The 14,054-nt window shown below is 70.2% G+C and carries 16 protein-coding genes and 1 other RNA gene; 6 read left to right on the top strand and 11 right to left on the bottom strand.

Going from position 1 to position 14,054, the window contains the following annotated elements:
- Positions 1 to 32 precede the first annotated feature (32 nt).
- Positions 33 to 389 carry a cupin gene (locus EPO13_08200; protein TAK69178.1) on the top strand — a complete coding sequence of 119 codons (357 nt, stop codon included), beginning with the start codon at positions 33 to 35 and terminating at the stop codon, positions 387 to 389.
- 61 nt (positions 390 to 450) lie between these two features.
- Here EPO13_08200 and EPO13_08195 read toward each other — a convergent pair whose 3' ends face one another.
- Positions 451 to 741 carry a hypothetical protein gene (locus EPO13_08195; protein TAK69177.1) on the bottom strand — a complete coding sequence of 97 codons (291 nt, stop codon included), beginning with the start codon at positions 739 to 741 and terminating at the stop codon, positions 451 to 453.
- Positions 742 to 982: 241 nt separating this feature from the next.
- Here EPO13_08195 and EPO13_08190 point away from each other — a divergent pair, with 241 nt between their 5' ends.
- Positions 983 to 1,222, top strand: coding sequence for a hypothetical protein (locus EPO13_08190; GenBank protein ID TAK69176.1), 240 nt, complete (start codon positions 983 to 985; stop codon positions 1,220 to 1,222).
- A gap of 636 nt (positions 1,223 to 1,858) precedes the next feature.
- On the opposite strand, the gene rnpB is transcribed toward EPO13_08190, so the two are convergent.
- An RNA gene (gene rnpB / locus EPO13_08185) (RNase P RNA component class A) lies at positions 1,859 to 2,275 on the bottom strand.
- Positions 2,276 to 2,365: 90 nt separating this feature from the next.
- Between rnpB and EPO13_08180 the strand changes: the two genes are divergently transcribed.
- Together EPO13_08180 and yaaA are read left to right on the top strand one after the other, a co-directional pair.
- Complete coding sequence (locus tag EPO13_08180; GenBank protein TAK69175.1) at positions 2,366 to 3,541, top strand: hypothetical protein; 1,176 nt, start codon at positions 2,366 to 2,368, stop codon at positions 3,539 to 3,541.
- A gap of 2 nt (positions 3,542 to 3,543) precedes the next feature.
- On the top strand, positions 3,544 to 4,329 hold the full coding sequence (gene yaaA, locus EPO13_08175; GenBank protein ID TAK69174.1) for a peroxide stress protein YaaA: 786 nt from the start codon (positions 3,544 to 3,546) through the stop codon (positions 4,327 to 4,329).
- 22 nt (positions 4,330 to 4,351) lie between these two features.
- On the opposite strand, the gene EPO13_08170 is transcribed toward yaaA, so the two are convergent.
- From EPO13_08170 to EPO13_08135, 8 genes are all read right to left on the bottom strand, one after another.
- On the bottom strand, positions 4,352 to 5,572 hold the full coding sequence (locus tag EPO13_08170) for a bifunctional RNase H/acid phosphatase (protein TAK69173.1): 1,221 nt from the start codon (positions 5,570 to 5,572) through the stop codon (positions 4,352 to 4,354).
- A gap of 1 nt (position 5,573) precedes the next feature.
- Positions 5,574 to 6,338, bottom strand: coding sequence for a hypothetical protein (locus EPO13_08165; protein TAK69172.1), 765 nt, complete (start codon positions 6,336 to 6,338; stop codon positions 5,574 to 5,576).
- Complete coding sequence (locus EPO13_08160) at positions 6,335 to 7,489, bottom strand: Nif3-like dinuclear metal center hexameric protein (protein ID TAK69171.1); 1,155 nt, start codon at positions 7,487 to 7,489, stop codon at positions 6,335 to 6,337. The genes EPO13_08165 and EPO13_08160 overlap by 4 nt, the downstream gene beginning before the upstream one ends.
- 47 nt (positions 7,490 to 7,536) lie before the next feature.
- Positions 7,537 to 8,100 (bottom strand): DNA starvation/stationary phase protection protein, encoded by a 564-nt coding sequence (locus EPO13_08155; protein TAK69170.1) that lies wholly within the window; start codon positions 8,098 to 8,100, stop codon positions 7,537 to 7,539.
- Positions 8,101 to 8,235: 135 nt separating this feature from the next.
- Positions 8,236 to 9,456 carry an ABC transporter permease gene (locus EPO13_08150; GenBank protein TAK69169.1) on the bottom strand — a complete coding sequence of 407 codons (1,221 nt, stop codon included), beginning with the start codon at positions 9,454 to 9,456 and terminating at the stop codon, positions 8,236 to 8,238.
- Positions 9,453 to 10,370: an ATP-binding cassette domain-containing protein gene (locus tag EPO13_08145; GenBank protein TAK69168.1), complete on the bottom strand. Its 918-nt coding sequence runs from the start codon at positions 10,368 to 10,370 to the stop codon at positions 9,453 to 9,455. The genes EPO13_08150 and EPO13_08145 overlap by 4 nt, the downstream gene beginning before the upstream one ends.
- Before the next feature lie 134 nt (positions 10,371 to 10,504).
- Positions 10,505 to 11,269, bottom strand: coding sequence for a class I SAM-dependent methyltransferase (locus EPO13_08140; protein ID TAK69167.1), 765 nt, complete (start codon positions 11,267 to 11,269; stop codon positions 10,505 to 10,507).
- Between the two features lie 117 nt (positions 11,270 to 11,386).
- Complete coding sequence (locus tag EPO13_08135; protein ID TAK69166.1) at positions 11,387 to 11,866, bottom strand: MarR family transcriptional regulator; 480 nt, start codon at positions 11,864 to 11,866, stop codon at positions 11,387 to 11,389.
- Between the two features lie 115 nt (positions 11,867 to 11,981).
- On the opposite strand from EPO13_08135, the gene EPO13_08130 reads away from it, so the two are divergent.
- Together EPO13_08130 and EPO13_08125 are read left to right on the top strand one after the other, a co-directional pair.
- Positions 11,982 to 12,641: a DsbA family oxidoreductase gene (locus tag EPO13_08130; protein ID TAK69237.1), complete on the top strand. Its 660-nt coding sequence runs from the start codon at positions 11,982 to 11,984 to the stop codon at positions 12,639 to 12,641.
- Positions 12,641 to 13,498 (top strand): LLM class flavin-dependent oxidoreductase, encoded by an 858-nt coding sequence (locus tag EPO13_08125; GenBank protein ID TAK69165.1) that lies wholly within the window; start codon positions 12,641 to 12,643, stop codon positions 13,496 to 13,498. Before EPO13_08130 ends, EPO13_08125 begins: the two co-directional genes overlap by 1 nt.
- 140 nt (positions 13,499 to 13,638) lie before the next feature.
- Here EPO13_08125 and EPO13_08120 read toward each other — a convergent pair whose 3' ends face one another.
- On the bottom strand, positions 13,639 to 13,998 hold the full coding sequence (locus tag EPO13_08120) for a transcriptional regulator (protein ID TAK69236.1): 360 nt from the start codon (positions 13,996 to 13,998) through the stop codon (positions 13,639 to 13,641).
- Positions 13,999 to 14,054: the final 56 nt, after the last annotated feature.

Raw genomic sequence — 14,054 nt, 5'->3', positions numbered from 1 at the left:
ATCCGGCACCGACCGCACCGTGGGAGACCGCCATGTCAACAATCGACAGCAGGAGCTTCGACAAGCCAGACGAGACCCGCCGACCGGCCAAGTCCAGCATCGACATCGTCCGGCTCGGGGACAACGAGGTCGGCCGCTTCACCTTCGAACCTGGCTGGCGTTGGTCGGAGTGCATCAAGCCCATCGTGGGCGGCGAAGCCTGCCAGGTCGAGCACGTCGGCTATGTCGCGTCCGGACGGTTGCACGTGGTGCACGACGACGGCTCGACCGCGCAGCTGTCCGCCGGGGATGCGTACCGGATCTCACCCGGGCACGATGCCTGGGTCGAGGGCGACCAACCGTTCGTCGGCTACGAGTTCAAGGGCGCGGCGACCTACGCGAAGGCCTGACCGCCCGATCGCTTCGACATGGGCCACGGGCCGCGTCCTGTCTGGCGCCGCAGGCGTCGGATCAGAAATCAGACATGACGAGGGCGTAGGCGACAGCCATCGCCACCACTGCCGCGAGAAGGACGAACTGCAACGCCAGGCTGACGAGCATGACGATCCGGTCGGCGCCAGATGAGCGGCGCCAGTACACGGCCGCCAGCACGACGCTCGCCATCAGCACGACAGGAAGCAGGAGCACACCGCGATAGGTCACGAGACAGATCAGGGCAAGCGGGATGGCGAGCAAGAGCCACACCCCGCGCCGCCGCGGATCGGTGAGACTCGGCAATTCCGCAGGCGGCGGAATAGCCATGGCACCTCCCCCGCGTCCGCGCCCCAACGGTTCCGGCGTTACGACGTTCCGATCAGGGCATCGTACGGCGTGACGCGTCGTGTCGGCTCCCCTGGGCGCCCAGGTCTCACCGGTTCGACGTCGCACGGACGGCAAGCCCACCGAGCCCGTCACGGTTCCCTCGGCCTGTAGCTGGCGGAGGTTCACGGGCCCGTCACCTCTCCTCGTCACCCTGGCCGTACCAGCTGACGAGGAGGCCACGATGATGGCGATTCCCGATGCCACGCCCGACGTTCTGACGGCCTGGTGGGACGGGTTGAGCTTGGACGACCAGCGTGCGATCCATCTGGAATGGGTGCGCACCCCGGACCCGCTCGATCCGCTCACCCCGGCCAGCTTGCGTCGGTGGTTCCTCCTGCTCCCGCCGGTGGTGGCGACGGCGCTGCTTCGAGCGTGGCAGGACGACGAGGGAGCGGTCGGAACTCACCCGTCGCTCCGTTAGCCGACGGCAACGCCGTCGCCCTGCCCACTCGACGTGGCTCAGCAGGCTTGCCGTTTCGGGTCGAACCGTGACGTGGCTTGCGTGCGAACCGGATGCACCGGGCTAGAAGGCGACTCGCAGGTCTCGTGCGTGCATGCCGAGGAATCGCCTGGCCTCACGCATCGTGTCGAACTCCAGGTCGAGGCCGCATCCGCAGCCGCACCTGACGACCCAGGACTCGTCGTGCAGAGCGAGCGAAGCATGGTGGAGTTTGTCCATGCACCCAGGATGACCCCGTGGCAAGCCATCTGCGAAACCATTCGGGCACTGTCGCAGGGAGTTCACACGACTGTTGCTTCGCTTCAATATGACACGAAGGAGCGAGGGTTTTGGCCCCGCCCGGCTACTGGGTCGACGGCCGGGCGGGTATCCCGACAGTACGACGCTCGTACCCGCGCCGGATGAAGTCCGGATGAACATCGAGCAGCATGCCGATGTCGGACACCGCCGCCAGGTCTAGCGGCATGTCATCGCGCAGGCCCGCCAGCCGTCGTACCGACCAGACGGCCGTCAGGGCCGCGCAGACCGGATGGCCGTCGGGGCAATGGGTGATCTGCAGTGCCCACTGTCGCGCGCCAGGAGCGAGGGGGCAGGTGACGGACGAGTCGACCTGTAAGCCGGATCCTGTGCCCACCGCGAGCGGCGAGCGACGGTCATCCATCTGCGACCACCGTTGCCGGTGGCCTGGTGCGGTCTACCCGCGGACTCGGGCGGGCAGCCCTCGAACGTCCGCGCAGGTGCCTCGCTCGAAGGCTCGTCACCCTCTCGACCTTGCTCCGGGTGGGGTTTACCAAGCCGCGCCGGTCACCCGTCGCGCTGGTGGTCTCTTACACCACCGTTTCACCCTTGCCTGCCGCCCGGGTCGAAGACCTGGCCGGCCGGCGGTCTGTTCTCTGTGGCACTGTCCCGCGGGTCACCCCGGGTGGGCGTTACCCACCACCTTGCCCTGTGGAGTCCGGACTTTCCTCTGCGGCCCTCACGAGGGAGCGCCGCAGCGACCGTCCGGTCGGCTCGTCCGCCGGCACTGAGCGTATCCGGCCGGCCCCCTCGAGGAGTCGACGGGTGGCCGGCCCTCAGGTCAGCGCGCCCGCGAGGATCTGGCCTATGTCTGCACCGTTGTCGGCCGTGCGCGCCGTGCCGGCGTGGTCGGCTGCGGTGGGCCTGGCAGCCGTCCTGGTCGTGACCGGCGCCGTACCGTGGGCGCAGGCCGGCCAGACCACACAGCGATTGGCACCGCTGCTGGTCTTCCTCGTGGCCGCGACGGTCCTGGCGGAGCTGACGGACGCCGCGGGCGTCTTCGACCGTGCGGCTGCCTGGGCGGCACGCGGCGCCCGCGGTCGCACCCGGGTGCTGTACGTCCTCATGTCCCTGGTCGCCGTTGCCGTCACCGTCGTGCTGGGTCTGGACGCCACAGCGGTGCTGCTCACCCCGGTCGTCCTCGCTGTGGCGCGGCGGATCGGATCGCCGCCGTGGCCGTGGGCGCTCGCCACCGTCTGGCTGGCCAATACCGCCAGCCTGCTGCTGCCGGTGTCCAATCTGACGAATCTGCTTGCGGCGGAGCGCCTTGGGCTCGATGCCCGGAGCTTTGCCACACTGCTGTGGCCGGCCGCCCTGACGGCTATCGCCGGGACGATCCTGGTGCTCACGCTCACCGTCGGCCGGCAGGTCCGCGGCAGGTACGCGGTGATGGACGCTCCGCCCGTGGCCGACCGCGGCCTGCTCGTCGTGGCGAGCGCATGCTGTGCCGCACTCGTGGTGCTGACGCTGGCGGGCCTGCCGCTGCCGGCCGTTGCCGCGGGATGCGCGACGGTCCTCGCGGCGGTGACGGCGGTACGACGCCCGGCCGCGTTGCGGACCGCGTCCCTGGTGCCATGGCGGCTGTGCCTGCTCGTCGTCGGCCTGTTCGTGATCGTGACGGCGCTGCTGGACCACGGCCTTGCCGCGTGGACGGCGGCCGCTGCAGGCGACGGCGACGGGCTCGGCGCGCTCGTGCGGTTGGCGGGGCTCGGTGCGCTGACGTCGAACGCCGTGAACAACCTGCCTGCCTACCTCGCGCTCGAACCGACTGCAGCCGAACCCATGCGGACCGCGGCCCTGCTGGTCGGCGTCAATGTCGGGCCGGTCGTCACGCTGTGGGGTTCGCTCGCCACGATGTTGTGGTGGGACCGCTGCCGTGCACGCGGCATCCCCGTATCGGCGCGACGCTTCGCCGGCTCCGGTGCCGTCCTCGCCCTCGTCCTCGTCCCGCTGGCCGTCCTGGCCTTGTCCTGGAAGGGCTGACCGTGCTGGTTCTGCTGCCACCCAGCGAAGGGAAACGTCCGCCGGACCGGGGACACCCGCTGCAGTTGGACACCCTGTCGTTTCCCGACCTCACCGTGACCCGGGAACGGGTGCTCGACGCGCTGGTCCGGTTGTGTCGCAACGACGCCGGGCAAGCCGCGCGGGTTCTCGGCCTGTCCGCGGGGCTGGCCGACGAGGTACGGCGCAACGTCCGGCTGGCCGCTGCACCGACCGCGACGGCCGCCAGGATCTACACCGGCGTCCTCTACGAAGCGCTCGACGTGGCGTCGCTGGATGCAGCGGCACGGCGGCGTGCGCACCGGTGGATCGCGGTGTGCTCCGGCTTGTGGGGCCTGCTGCGGCTGACCGACCGGATCCCGGCGTACCGGCTCGCTGGCGGCGTCGTGCTGCCGGGCCTCGGATCAGTGACGGCCGCCTGGCGACCGGCTCTGGCACAGGCACTTCCACGCGCAGCCGGTAACGGGATCGTGCTGGATCTCCGGTCGACCAGCTACGCCGCGGCATGGCGGCCGGACGCGGCGACCGCCGGCCGCACCGTGGTCGCCCGAGTCCTGGCGGAACAACCCGACGGCAGGCGAACGATCGTGAGCCACTCCAACAAGGCGACCAAAGGCCGCCTTGTCCGGGCACTGCTGACCTCCGGCCGTACGCCGGCAACCCCGGCGGCGTTGGCGGCCGCGTGCTCCGACGCCGGGTACGACGTCACGCTCACCGCGCCCGGCCGGCCTGCGGCGGCCTGGACGATGGACGTGGTCGTCCGCGACTGACCCCTGACCGGTTCGGACCGTGCTAGGCGTCCTCGGCAGATTCCACGCCGCGCAGGTGTGCCGCTTCGGCGTAGCCGAGCAGCGTCGACGTACCGTCCTGCCACCACGCCACCGTGGAGATCGAGCACGGCGCGAGTTCCATGCGGAACAGGCTGTGCAGCGGCGCGTCCAGCGCGGTCGCCACGGCGACCTTGATCGGTGTGACGTGGGCGACCACGACGATCCGCTTGCCGCGGTAGCGGTCGATCACTGTGGCCAGCGCCGCGGCGACCCGGGTCGCGACCTCGGCGACGGATTCTCCCCCCGGCGGTGCGACGTCGGTCGAGGCGAGCCACGCCGTCAGCTGCTGCGGCCACCGCTCCTGCACCTCGGCGAAGGTGAACCCGTCCCACTGGCCGAAGGCGCACTCCCGCAGGTCCTCGACGAGGTCGACAGACGCACCGAGTTCGGCTGCCACCACCTCGGCGGTCTGCCGGGTGCGTCGCAGTGGCGACGCGACGACGACGTCTGCCCCGCCGCGTGCCACCAGGTCGGCCGCTGCCGCAACCGCCTGTGCCACACCGACGGGCGCCAGCGCCGGATCGGTCCCGCCGGAGCCGGAGAACTGCCGGGCCAAGCTCATCGGACTGGCGCCGTGGCGCAGCAACAACGTCGTGGTCGGCGGCCAGGCTGCCCGCCAGCCGGTGAACCGGTCCGGTGGCCTGACCTGGTCTCCGGTCGCACTGGCGGTCCCGGTCGCGGCTGCCTCCGCGACGGCGGCCGGGCCATCCGGTCGCTGCGGGGGCGGAGCCGGCGGGCTGCCCGGCGTACGGCGCAGTTGCCCGGACTCCCCCCGCTGGACCGCGTCCAGCGACTCGTTCACCAGCGCGTCGGCGGCGGAGTTCGCCTTCCGCGGCACCCACGTGAACGTCACCTGCCTGGCTGAGATCAGCTTGCGGGCCCGCGTCGCGAGTTCTCGCATGGCCGGGTGCTTGATACTCCACCGCCCCGACATCTGCTCGATGACGAGTTTGGAGTCCATCCGGACCTCGACGGCCGCGGCAGCGTCCAACGCTACGGCTTCCACCAGTCCGGCGACCAAGCCGGAATACTCCGCGACGTTGTTGGTCGCCACGCCGAGGAAACCCGCGACCTCGACCAGCACCTGACCGGTCCCGGCGTCGCGAACCAGTGCGCCGTACGCCGCCGGCCCCGGATTCCCGCGCGAGCCGCCGTCGGCCTCGACGACGAACGAACGACCCACGTCAGTCCGCAGCCGGCCGGCCGGACAGGCCCGATTCGGGGGTGCGGACCAGAATGCGGCGGCATTCCTCGCACCGGACTATCGCGTCGGCCGGCTCCGCCCGGATCCGCCCCAGGTCGGTCACCGTCAACTCCATGTGACAGCCCTCGCACCGGCCCCGCCGCAGCGCCGCAGCGCCGACGCCACCGTTGTCGGCGCGGAGCCGGTCGTACAGTGCGTGCACGTCAGCTGGGATGTCGGCGGCAACGCCCCCTCGTGCCGAGCCGACCCGATCGCGTTCCCGCTCGAGATCAGCCACCGCGGCGTCTCGCGCCGCGGTGGCGTCGGCCAGGTCGGCGGTGGCGGCGTCGCGGTCGTTGACCAGGGAGCTCACTGCCTGCTGAGCGCCGTCCAGCCGCTCCATGAGATCCAGTTCGATGTCTTCCAGTTCGGTCTGCCGGCGAGCCAGGGAGGCCAGTTCGTGCTGCAGGTCCTCCAGTTGACGGGCCGACCCGATGCCGCCGGAGTCCAGCAGCCGTTGGTCGCGAGCCACCCGTTCGCGGACCTGCTCGACGTCGGCGTCGGCCTTGGCCTGGTCGCGCTCCAAGTCCGCCACGATCGTCTGCGCCGCAACCACCTTGTCGCGCAACACCCGCAGTCTCGCTTCGACGTCGGCCAGCCGCGCCGCCTCCGGCAGATTGCGGGCCCGGTGATCGAGTTGGGCGAGGGTCGTGTCGATGGCCTGCAGGTCGAGCAGGCGCAACTGCACGGCGGGGTCGGCGTTCACCGGATACTCCTCAACTGCTGCGTCCAGGGATCGGTCGGGGTTCTGGACACCTCGATGTCGACTGTGGCTCCGACAGCGGCGAGGTCCTGGGTCAACAGCGCGGCAGCCTGCGGCAGCCACGGCCACTCACCCGCCCAGTGCGCGACGTCGATGATCGCGCAGCCGCCGCGGGCCAGGTGCTCCAGCGCTCGATGGTGGCGCAGATCCGAGGTGACGAAGACGTCGGCACCTGCCGCGTCGGCGGCGTCCAGCAGCGAGTCGCCGGCGCCACCGCAGACCGCCACCCGGTTCACCATGGCGTGGAGGTCACCGGCGACACGGACGCCGTGTGCCGTGGCGGGCAGGGCCGCGGCTACCACGGCGGCGAACTCGCCCAGTGACGTCGACGCGGGCAGCCGGCCGACCCGGCCCAGCCCAGTCGAGGCCGGTCGGGGCGCCAGTTCGATGACGTCGTACGCCGGCTCCTGGTACGGATGCGCTGCGACCAGGGCACGCACGACCTCGACCCGTCGCTGCCGGGGCACGAGCATCTCCAGCCGGCGCTCGACGACCGAGGTCAGCTGACCGACCTGACCGACCGCCGGCATCGCCCCCGGCAACGGACGGAAGCGGCCCTCCCCGTCGGTGAGGTAGGAGCAGCGGTCGTAGTCACCGAGCTGACCGGCACCGGCGTCGGCCATCGCATCGGCCACCGCCTCGACGTCGTCCGGCGGCACGAAGACCACGACCTTGTCCAGCGGCGGCGCATCGTTGCGCTGCAACGGGACCAACTCCCCGACACCGAGTACGCCGGCCAAGGCGTCGGAAACCCCGGGAGCTGCGACATCGGCGTTGGTGTGCGCGGTCAGCAACGCGCACCCGCCACGCACCAGGCGATGGACCAGCCGACCCTTCGGGTCATTGGCAGCGACCCCGTGCACTCCGGCCAGGAAGAGCGGATGGTGCGTCACCAGCAGGTCTGCACCGCTGGACAGCGCTTCATCGACCACGACGTCGACCGGGTCCACGGCGAACAACACCCGCGAGACGTCCTCGTCCGGATCACCGCACACCAGGCCGACGGCGTCCCAGGACTCCGCACTGCTCGGGTCATAACGCCCGTGCCACAACCGCAGCAGCTCAGCGAGCCTGACGCCGTCGGACCGGGACACCGCAGCAGGCTAGCGGCCGCGTCCCCGCGCGCCGGCCCACGGCGGTCTCAGCGCTGGGCGCGACGCGCCGCGGTCCGCTCCGTCTTGGCGCCCGCGGTCGCCAACCGGCCGTCCGAGCTCTCCAGGTGGGCACGGACGAACCACTGGAACTGCTCGAGTTGTTGGGCCTGCTCGATCAGCATGTCCTGGGTCACCGGGTCCGGCTCGTCGGTGGCCTCGATGGCCTCCCGGTGCGCGGCGATGACCCCGTCGTACACCTGATCCAGCGCGCCGAGATGCGCTATCGCGTCGGCCCGCCCGATCGCGTAGTCGTCCCAGCTGCGGGCCGCGACGAGGGCACCCGGCGTGCCCTGCGGCGATCCACCGAGGGTGGCGATCCGCTCGGCAGTGTCGTCGACCATGAGGCGTACGGCGTCCACCTGCGGATCGAGCATGGTGTGGACGGCGATGAAATGCGGGCCGACCACGTTCCAGTGGATGTGCTTGAGCGTCAGCGCGAGGTCGTTGAGCGCGTCGAGCCGGCGCTGCAGGAGGGCGGTGACGGTATCGGCGTCCTTCTGGTCCATGCCAGGGACGGTGAAGGCGACCTTGCTGCTTCGAGACGACGGCATAGCGAACCTCCACGAGGACGGCGGGACGGCCCTGACCTACCCCACGCGCCATCGGTCCGAAACGCGACGGCACCGATACGGCTGCGCGGTGGTGGCCCGGCTCGACGGCTACCCGTTGGTGGCCCGGCGCGACCGCTACGAGGTCGTAGCCCGGCGCGCCCGGCCGCGCCGTACGCCGGCAAGCGCGTCACGCCAGCCGATCCGGGCACCGCGGCGCAGCAGGACCTGCTCGTACACGATCGCTGTCAACCACCAGCACAGCGCGATGGCCAGTGTGAGCAACAGCAGCCCGAGGCCGACCTGCCATACCGGTGCCGCGCCGGCGGCCATGCGCATCGGCATGAGCAGCGGAGTCAGCGGCGGGATCAGCGACAGCACCGTGGTCAGGGTGCTCTCCGGGGCGTACCCGACGACGAACACCACGAGGTAGGCGCCCAACAGGACGGTGCTGATGGGAGCCGCCGCGGACTGCGCATCCTCCTGCCGGCTCACCAGCGAGCCGGCCAGGGCGAACAACACGGAGTACAGCGCATATCCCCCGAGGAACCACACGATGGCCATCGGGAGGGCCGCCCAGACATCGTCGGGCACGACTACCCCGCTGATGCGTAACGCCGCGACGCCGGCGATGACGACGAGCACGAACTGACCGAGTGCGACCAGCCCGATGCCGATGACCTTGCCTGCCAGCAACTGCCGGGGGTGGACTCGGGCGAGCAGGACCTCCACGACCGCCGACGCCTTCTCCTCCACCACACCCACCAGCACGTACTGCCCGAACGTCTGCAGCATGATGAACAACAGAATCGCCGCCACCGTCCCGGCAACCACTTGCAGCGGCGCGACCTGCGGCGTCTCGGCGACGTCGCTGACCGGCAGTGCCGGTGGCGACAGTGCGGTGGTGATCTCGGCGCTGCTCAGCCCCGCCGCCTGCAGGCTCTGCACGGTCCGGGCTCGAGCAGCGGCGTCCTGTGCGAGGGCTCGCGCGTCCTGCCCATCCGAACCGGACACGAACAGCGTCAACGGATCTCCGGCGATGGCGACGTCGACATCACCGTGCAGAACTGCCTGTCGCGCCGCGTCGGTCGTCGGCAGCGTGACGACCTCGATCGCCCGGCCCTCCGCCGCCGCGACGGCCGGCAGCGTTCCCGTCACGCCGGCGCCGACCTGCATCGTCACGCCGATGCGGACCGGCTTGGGGTCGTTACCTCCGACGAGCCGGGCGATCACCCCGCCGGCCAGGATCGCTACCAGAAGGAGCAGGGTCACCACGATGAAAGACTTGGCGCGCAGGCGCTCGCGAACTTCGCGATCGACGATCAGGCGGACCGCCGGCGCCGCGGCGTCGGCCCTCACGAGGCAGTCCCGACCGGCTCGTCGTCCTCAAGTGCGGCTCGGCCGACCGCGCGGAGGAACACGTCGGACAGGCTCGGAGGCGCAAAGGTGAACGACACCAGGCGGCCGTGGCTGCCCGCGGCGGCGATGAGATCTCCCGGGTCGGCATCCTGGCCGACCTCGAGGCGGTAGCGCCGGCCGTCGTCGATCGCCACCGCCCCCGCCGCCTGCCATCGGGTGGGCTCGGCGAACTCGACATCCACGTAGCGCGCAGCACTGCGGGCCCGCAGGTCGGCGACGTCGCCGCGCAGCACGACCTGGCCACGATCCACGATGATCACGGTGCTGCACACGTCGGCGACGAGGTCCAGTTGGTGGCTGCTGAGCAGCAGTGCCGCGCCTCGCTGGACCTGCGACCGCAATACGGCGACCAGCCGCTCGGTCGCGAGCGGGTCGAGGCCGGAGAACGGTTCGTCGAGGATCAGCAACTCCGGTTCGTCGAGGAGAGCGAGCGCCAGTTGGACCCGCTGCTGGTTGCCGCTGGACAGCTGTTGCACCGCGTCGTCGGCGCGCTCGGTCAGATCGAGCCGGTCCAGCCACTCGTCCGCGGACTGCCCCGCCGCGGACTTGCTCCGCCCGGACAGCCGCGCGTAGTAGACGAGATGGTCTCGTACCCGCATGCGCTGGTACATGCCGCGTTCGGCCGGCATGTACCCGAACCTGCGACAGACGGCTCGGTCGACGGCCTGCCCCTGCCAGGTGACGCGCCCGGCGTCCAATGTCAGCAACCGCATGATGGCGCGCATCGTGGTGGTCTTGCCCGCGCCGTTCGGCCCGAGAAAGCCGACCGTCTGGCCGGGTTCGACTTCGAACCCGACGTCGTTCAAGGCGAGCACGGAGCCGTATCGCTTGGTGAGTCCCTCGACGAAGAGCACCGTCCCGACGGTACCGCCGCAGCCGGGCAGGTGCTGCGTATCGGGCTGCTGAGGCCGCCAGAACGCGACTGGTCAGCCTGGGCGACGGCATCACGCGGACGGATTCACGCAGTGACGTCGGCGCGACGCCACCGCTACTGCGGCGATGCCGGCGCAGGGCGTGGTCGGCAGAAGAACAGGTGGTCGTAGGCGTCCCCGTCCAACGCGTACCGGGCGCGCTGCTCGGCCGTGAAATCCATCGGATCCACCTCGACGGTGAACCCGGACTCGGTCAGCCGCGCCGCGAAGCCGTCGACGGTGTACCACCGCACGTGGTCCCGCTGGCCGAAATGCTTCGCGCGCTCAGCCGGATCCACGATGGACGCGTCCTCGTAGATCTCCGTCCGGTTGGGATCGCAGGGGACGTTGAGCACTGCCCATCCGGCCGGCCGGAGAATCCGGGCGAATTCGGCCATGGCGACGCGATCGTCGGTCACGTGCTCCAGCACATGGGAACACAGAATGACGTCGAAACTGTCGTCGGGGAAGTCGATGGCGGTGATATCGAGCTGCAGGTCCACACCGTGGGCGTACAGGTCACCGGTGAGATAGTCGAGCTTCTCCAAGCGCCCGAGAGTACGGCGCAGGCTGCGCTCTGGCGCGATGTGCAGGACCCGCAGCTTCGCGTCGAACAGGTCGGTACGTTCCCGAAGAAACAGACCGACCCTCCGGTGACGCTCCAGCGCCGCACAACGCGGGCACTTGGCGTTCGTCCGGTTCTTCACGGGCATGAATCGGTCGAAGTGCCCGCCGCACAGCGGGCACTCGACCCGGTTGCCGCGGTAGGCGCGAGCCCGCCGCAGCCGTCGTACCACCGCGAACGCACGCGCCCTGATGGCGCCGAACCGGCCCTGCGCCACCGGCCCACCTTCCGCCAGCTCACGGGCGGATCGGACGACCGCCCCGCGCAATATGGCCAATCCCGCCGTCGGTGTCCACCATGGCCAGCTCCGCATTCTCAGGAACGTTGGTGGGCCCTACAACCCGCAGTCGAACTCTCCGATCCCGGGATTCGCCGTAGCAAGCCGATCCAGGGCCGCGGTGACGCGGCGAAGTTCGGCGGCGTCGAGGTAGTCGGCGAAGAAGGTGGACACGACGGCGTCGATGACCGGCTGGGCGGCCGCCAGCAGCTGGCGCCCCGTGGCGGTCAGTTCTGCCCACGTGGCCCGGCGGTCGGTGGGTGGCCTGGTCCGCGTCACCCAGCCGTCGGCTTCCATCTTGGTGACCAGGCGGGTGATCCCGCTGCGCGAGATCATCAGCTCGGTGGCCAGTGGCGCCATCCGGAGCCGTCCGTCCGAACGTTCCAGTGCCGCCAACACCTCGCGCTCGAAGTAGGTCACGCCGAGGGTGGCCCGCAGCTGGTTGTTGAGATGCGCAAAGAGCAGCGAATCCGCGCGGTACAGCGCACGCCACGTGGCGAGCTGGGTCTGCGTCGCTGTCATTCGCTTGGTCACCATCTGCCCGATTCTACGGCTAACAGTTGACTCGTGAACCGTCGGCGCTTAGGTTTAGGTGCGAATCGTTCATATACGAACTGTAGACGGGAGCGGCGACTCGATGGCCGACCATCAGCTGATGATCGACTTCTACGCCGACATCCTGTGCCCCTGGTGCTACATCGGCCATCGTCGGCTGCGGTCGGCGTTGCGCGATGCGCCCAGCAGCGCGGTCATCGTCCGCTGGCGCAGCGTGGAACTGTCGCCTGGCCTGAGCCGGGTCCCCGCTGACACCGCGGCGCAGCAGATGGCTGCGGCGACATGGTGGGGCGACCAGGCAGCCGCGCGGATCGCTGACATCCGCTCCCTCGGCAGCGCCGAGGGGCTGCAACTCAATCTGCACGTCGCTCGCCCCGTCAACTCCTTCGATGCGCACCGTCTGGTGAAGTTCGCCGCCCACCACGGTCGGCAAGGCGACATCGTCGAGGGCCTGCTGTACGGCTACCACACCGAAGGTGTCAACATCGCCGATCACGGCGCACTCGAAGAGATCGGTACCCGGGCGGGACTGGGCGGCAACGACATCCGGTCCTTGCTGGCCGGCGACGCCTTCGCTGCGGAGGTACGAACCGACGAACGATCCGCCCGGCAGCGCGGGGTGAGCGGCGTACCTTCGCTGGTTCTGGGCGACGGCCCTCCGCTCACCGGCCTGCACTCGACTGTGTTCCTACGCCAGCTCATCCACCAGGCCGTGACCGACGCTGGCGACGCGCTGACACGAGACGAGAATCCCTGATGGACATCGGAGTCGGGCTGCCCGGTCACGCCCCATGGCGCGATGCTCGACAGCTCGTCGAGTGGGCGAGGCGCGCCGAGGCGCGCGGCTTCTCCTCGGTCAGCGTGAGCGATCGCCTGCTGTGGCCGACGCCGGAACCGCTCACCCTGCTGGCCGCGGCGGCGGCGGCCACCAGACGGATCCGCCTGCAGACCAGCGTCTTGCTGGCGCCGCTTCACAGCAACAGCCTGCTGTTCGCCAAGTCGATCCTCACCCTCGACCACCTGGCCGGCCCTCACCGGCTGCGGCTCGGACTGGTCGCCGGCTTCCGGGACGACGACTTCGCAGCCTCGGGCGTGCCGTACCGAACCCGTGGCGTCGCCTTCGACGCCCTGCTCGGGCGACTCGCCGACGCGTTTCACGACGGCGCCGGTACCGGGCTGCTGCCCGCCACACCAGGCGGTCCTCCCCTGCTATTCGGGGGCACCTCCGCCGCCACCGTCCGCCGTATCGCTCGCCGGGGACAGGGATGGCTGGCCGGGACCGCCACCGCGGACGACCTCGACCAGTTCGTACCCGAACTGGTCGAGACCTGGCAGCAGCGCGGCCGCACCGGCACGCCCCGAGTGATCGCCTCGACGATGTTCGCACTCGGTCCCAACGCGAGAACCGCGGTGCGACAAGCTATCGGTCCCTACTACGCCTTCGCCGGCGACGAGTGGGCACAGCACGGCATTGCCACCGCCCTCACGTCGCCTGACAGCATCGCCGCCACCGCAGCCGAGTTCGAAAGCCACGGCTGCGACGAACTCATCTTCACCGGCAACGACGCCGATCCGGATCAGGTCGACCTGCTCGCCGACGCCCTCGGCCGGTAGCCGAACGGTGGCATGAAGGACGCGCCCACGAGCACGTCCTGCGCGGCTGCCGACACCACGCAAGCTCTGAGCGCCCTGCTTCTCGTCGAGATGATGTGCGTTGTGCGGCCACGAGTCGTCGTGAGCAGCGGGACGGAAACTCACCCGCCGTCGGTGAGCGCCGGCTGCTGATCGTAGGTGTCGCGGGATGCGGCAATCTCGTCCATGTGGGCATACGCCCACCGGCGGACAACAGCGATGGCGTCCTCGAGGCTTTGGCCGAGCGGGGTCAGTCTGTACTCCACCTTGGGCGGAATCGTCGGGTACGCGTGGCGGTGGACGAGCCCGTCTCGCTCCAAGGCCCGGAGGGTCTGAGTGAGCATCTTCTGGCTGATGCCCTCGACCTCAGATCGCAGCTGCGAGAACCGCTTCGTGCCGGTCGACAACGCGTAGAGGACGAGCAGCGACCACTTGTCCCCCACCCGTCCGATGACCTGGCGGGTGGGACAAGCCGCAGCCATGACGTCGAAGCGCCCGTCGTCCGACCGCAACGCTGCGATGTTGGTTACCACAGGGT

The organism is Actinomycetota bacterium (genome assembly GCA_004297305.1).
Lineage (GTDB): Bacteria > Actinomycetota > Actinomycetes > S36-B12 > FW305-bin1 > FW305-bin1.
The sequence above is the reverse complement of the archived record's forward strand: the minus strand, read 5'-3'. Positions and strand labels throughout refer to the sequence as shown.

Excerpts from the sequence above, each read along its gene's own strand:
- EPO13_08200 (TAK69178.1), top strand. The coding sequence starts at position 33 with ATGTCAACAATCGACAGCAGGAGCTTCGACAAGCCAGACGAGACCCGC.
- EPO13_08195 (TAK69177.1), bottom strand. The coding sequence starts at position 741 with ATGGCTATTCCGCCGCCTGCGGAATTGCCGAGTCTCACCGATCCGCGG.
- EPO13_08190 (TAK69176.1), top strand. The coding sequence starts at position 983 with ATGATGGCGATTCCCGATGCCACGCCCGACGTTCTGACGGCCTGGTGG.
- EPO13_08180 (TAK69175.1), top strand. The coding sequence starts at position 2,366 with ATGTCTGCACCGTTGTCGGCCGTGCGCGCCGTGCCGGCGTGGTCGGCT.
- EPO13_08155 (TAK69170.1), bottom strand. The coding sequence starts at position 8,100 with ATGCCGTCGTCTCGAAGCAGCAAGGTCGCCTTCACCGTCCCTGGCATG.
- EPO13_08135 (TAK69166.1), bottom strand. The coding sequence starts at position 11,866 with ATGGTGACCAAGCGAATGACAGCGACGCAGACCCAGCTCGCCACGTGG.
- EPO13_08125 (TAK69165.1), top strand. The coding sequence starts at position 12,641 with ATGGACATCGGAGTCGGGCTGCCCGGTCACGCCCCATGGCGCGATGCT.
- EPO13_08120 (TAK69236.1), bottom strand. The coding sequence starts at position 13,998 with ATGGCTGCGGCTTGTCCCACCCGCCAGGTCATCGGACGGGTGGGGGAC.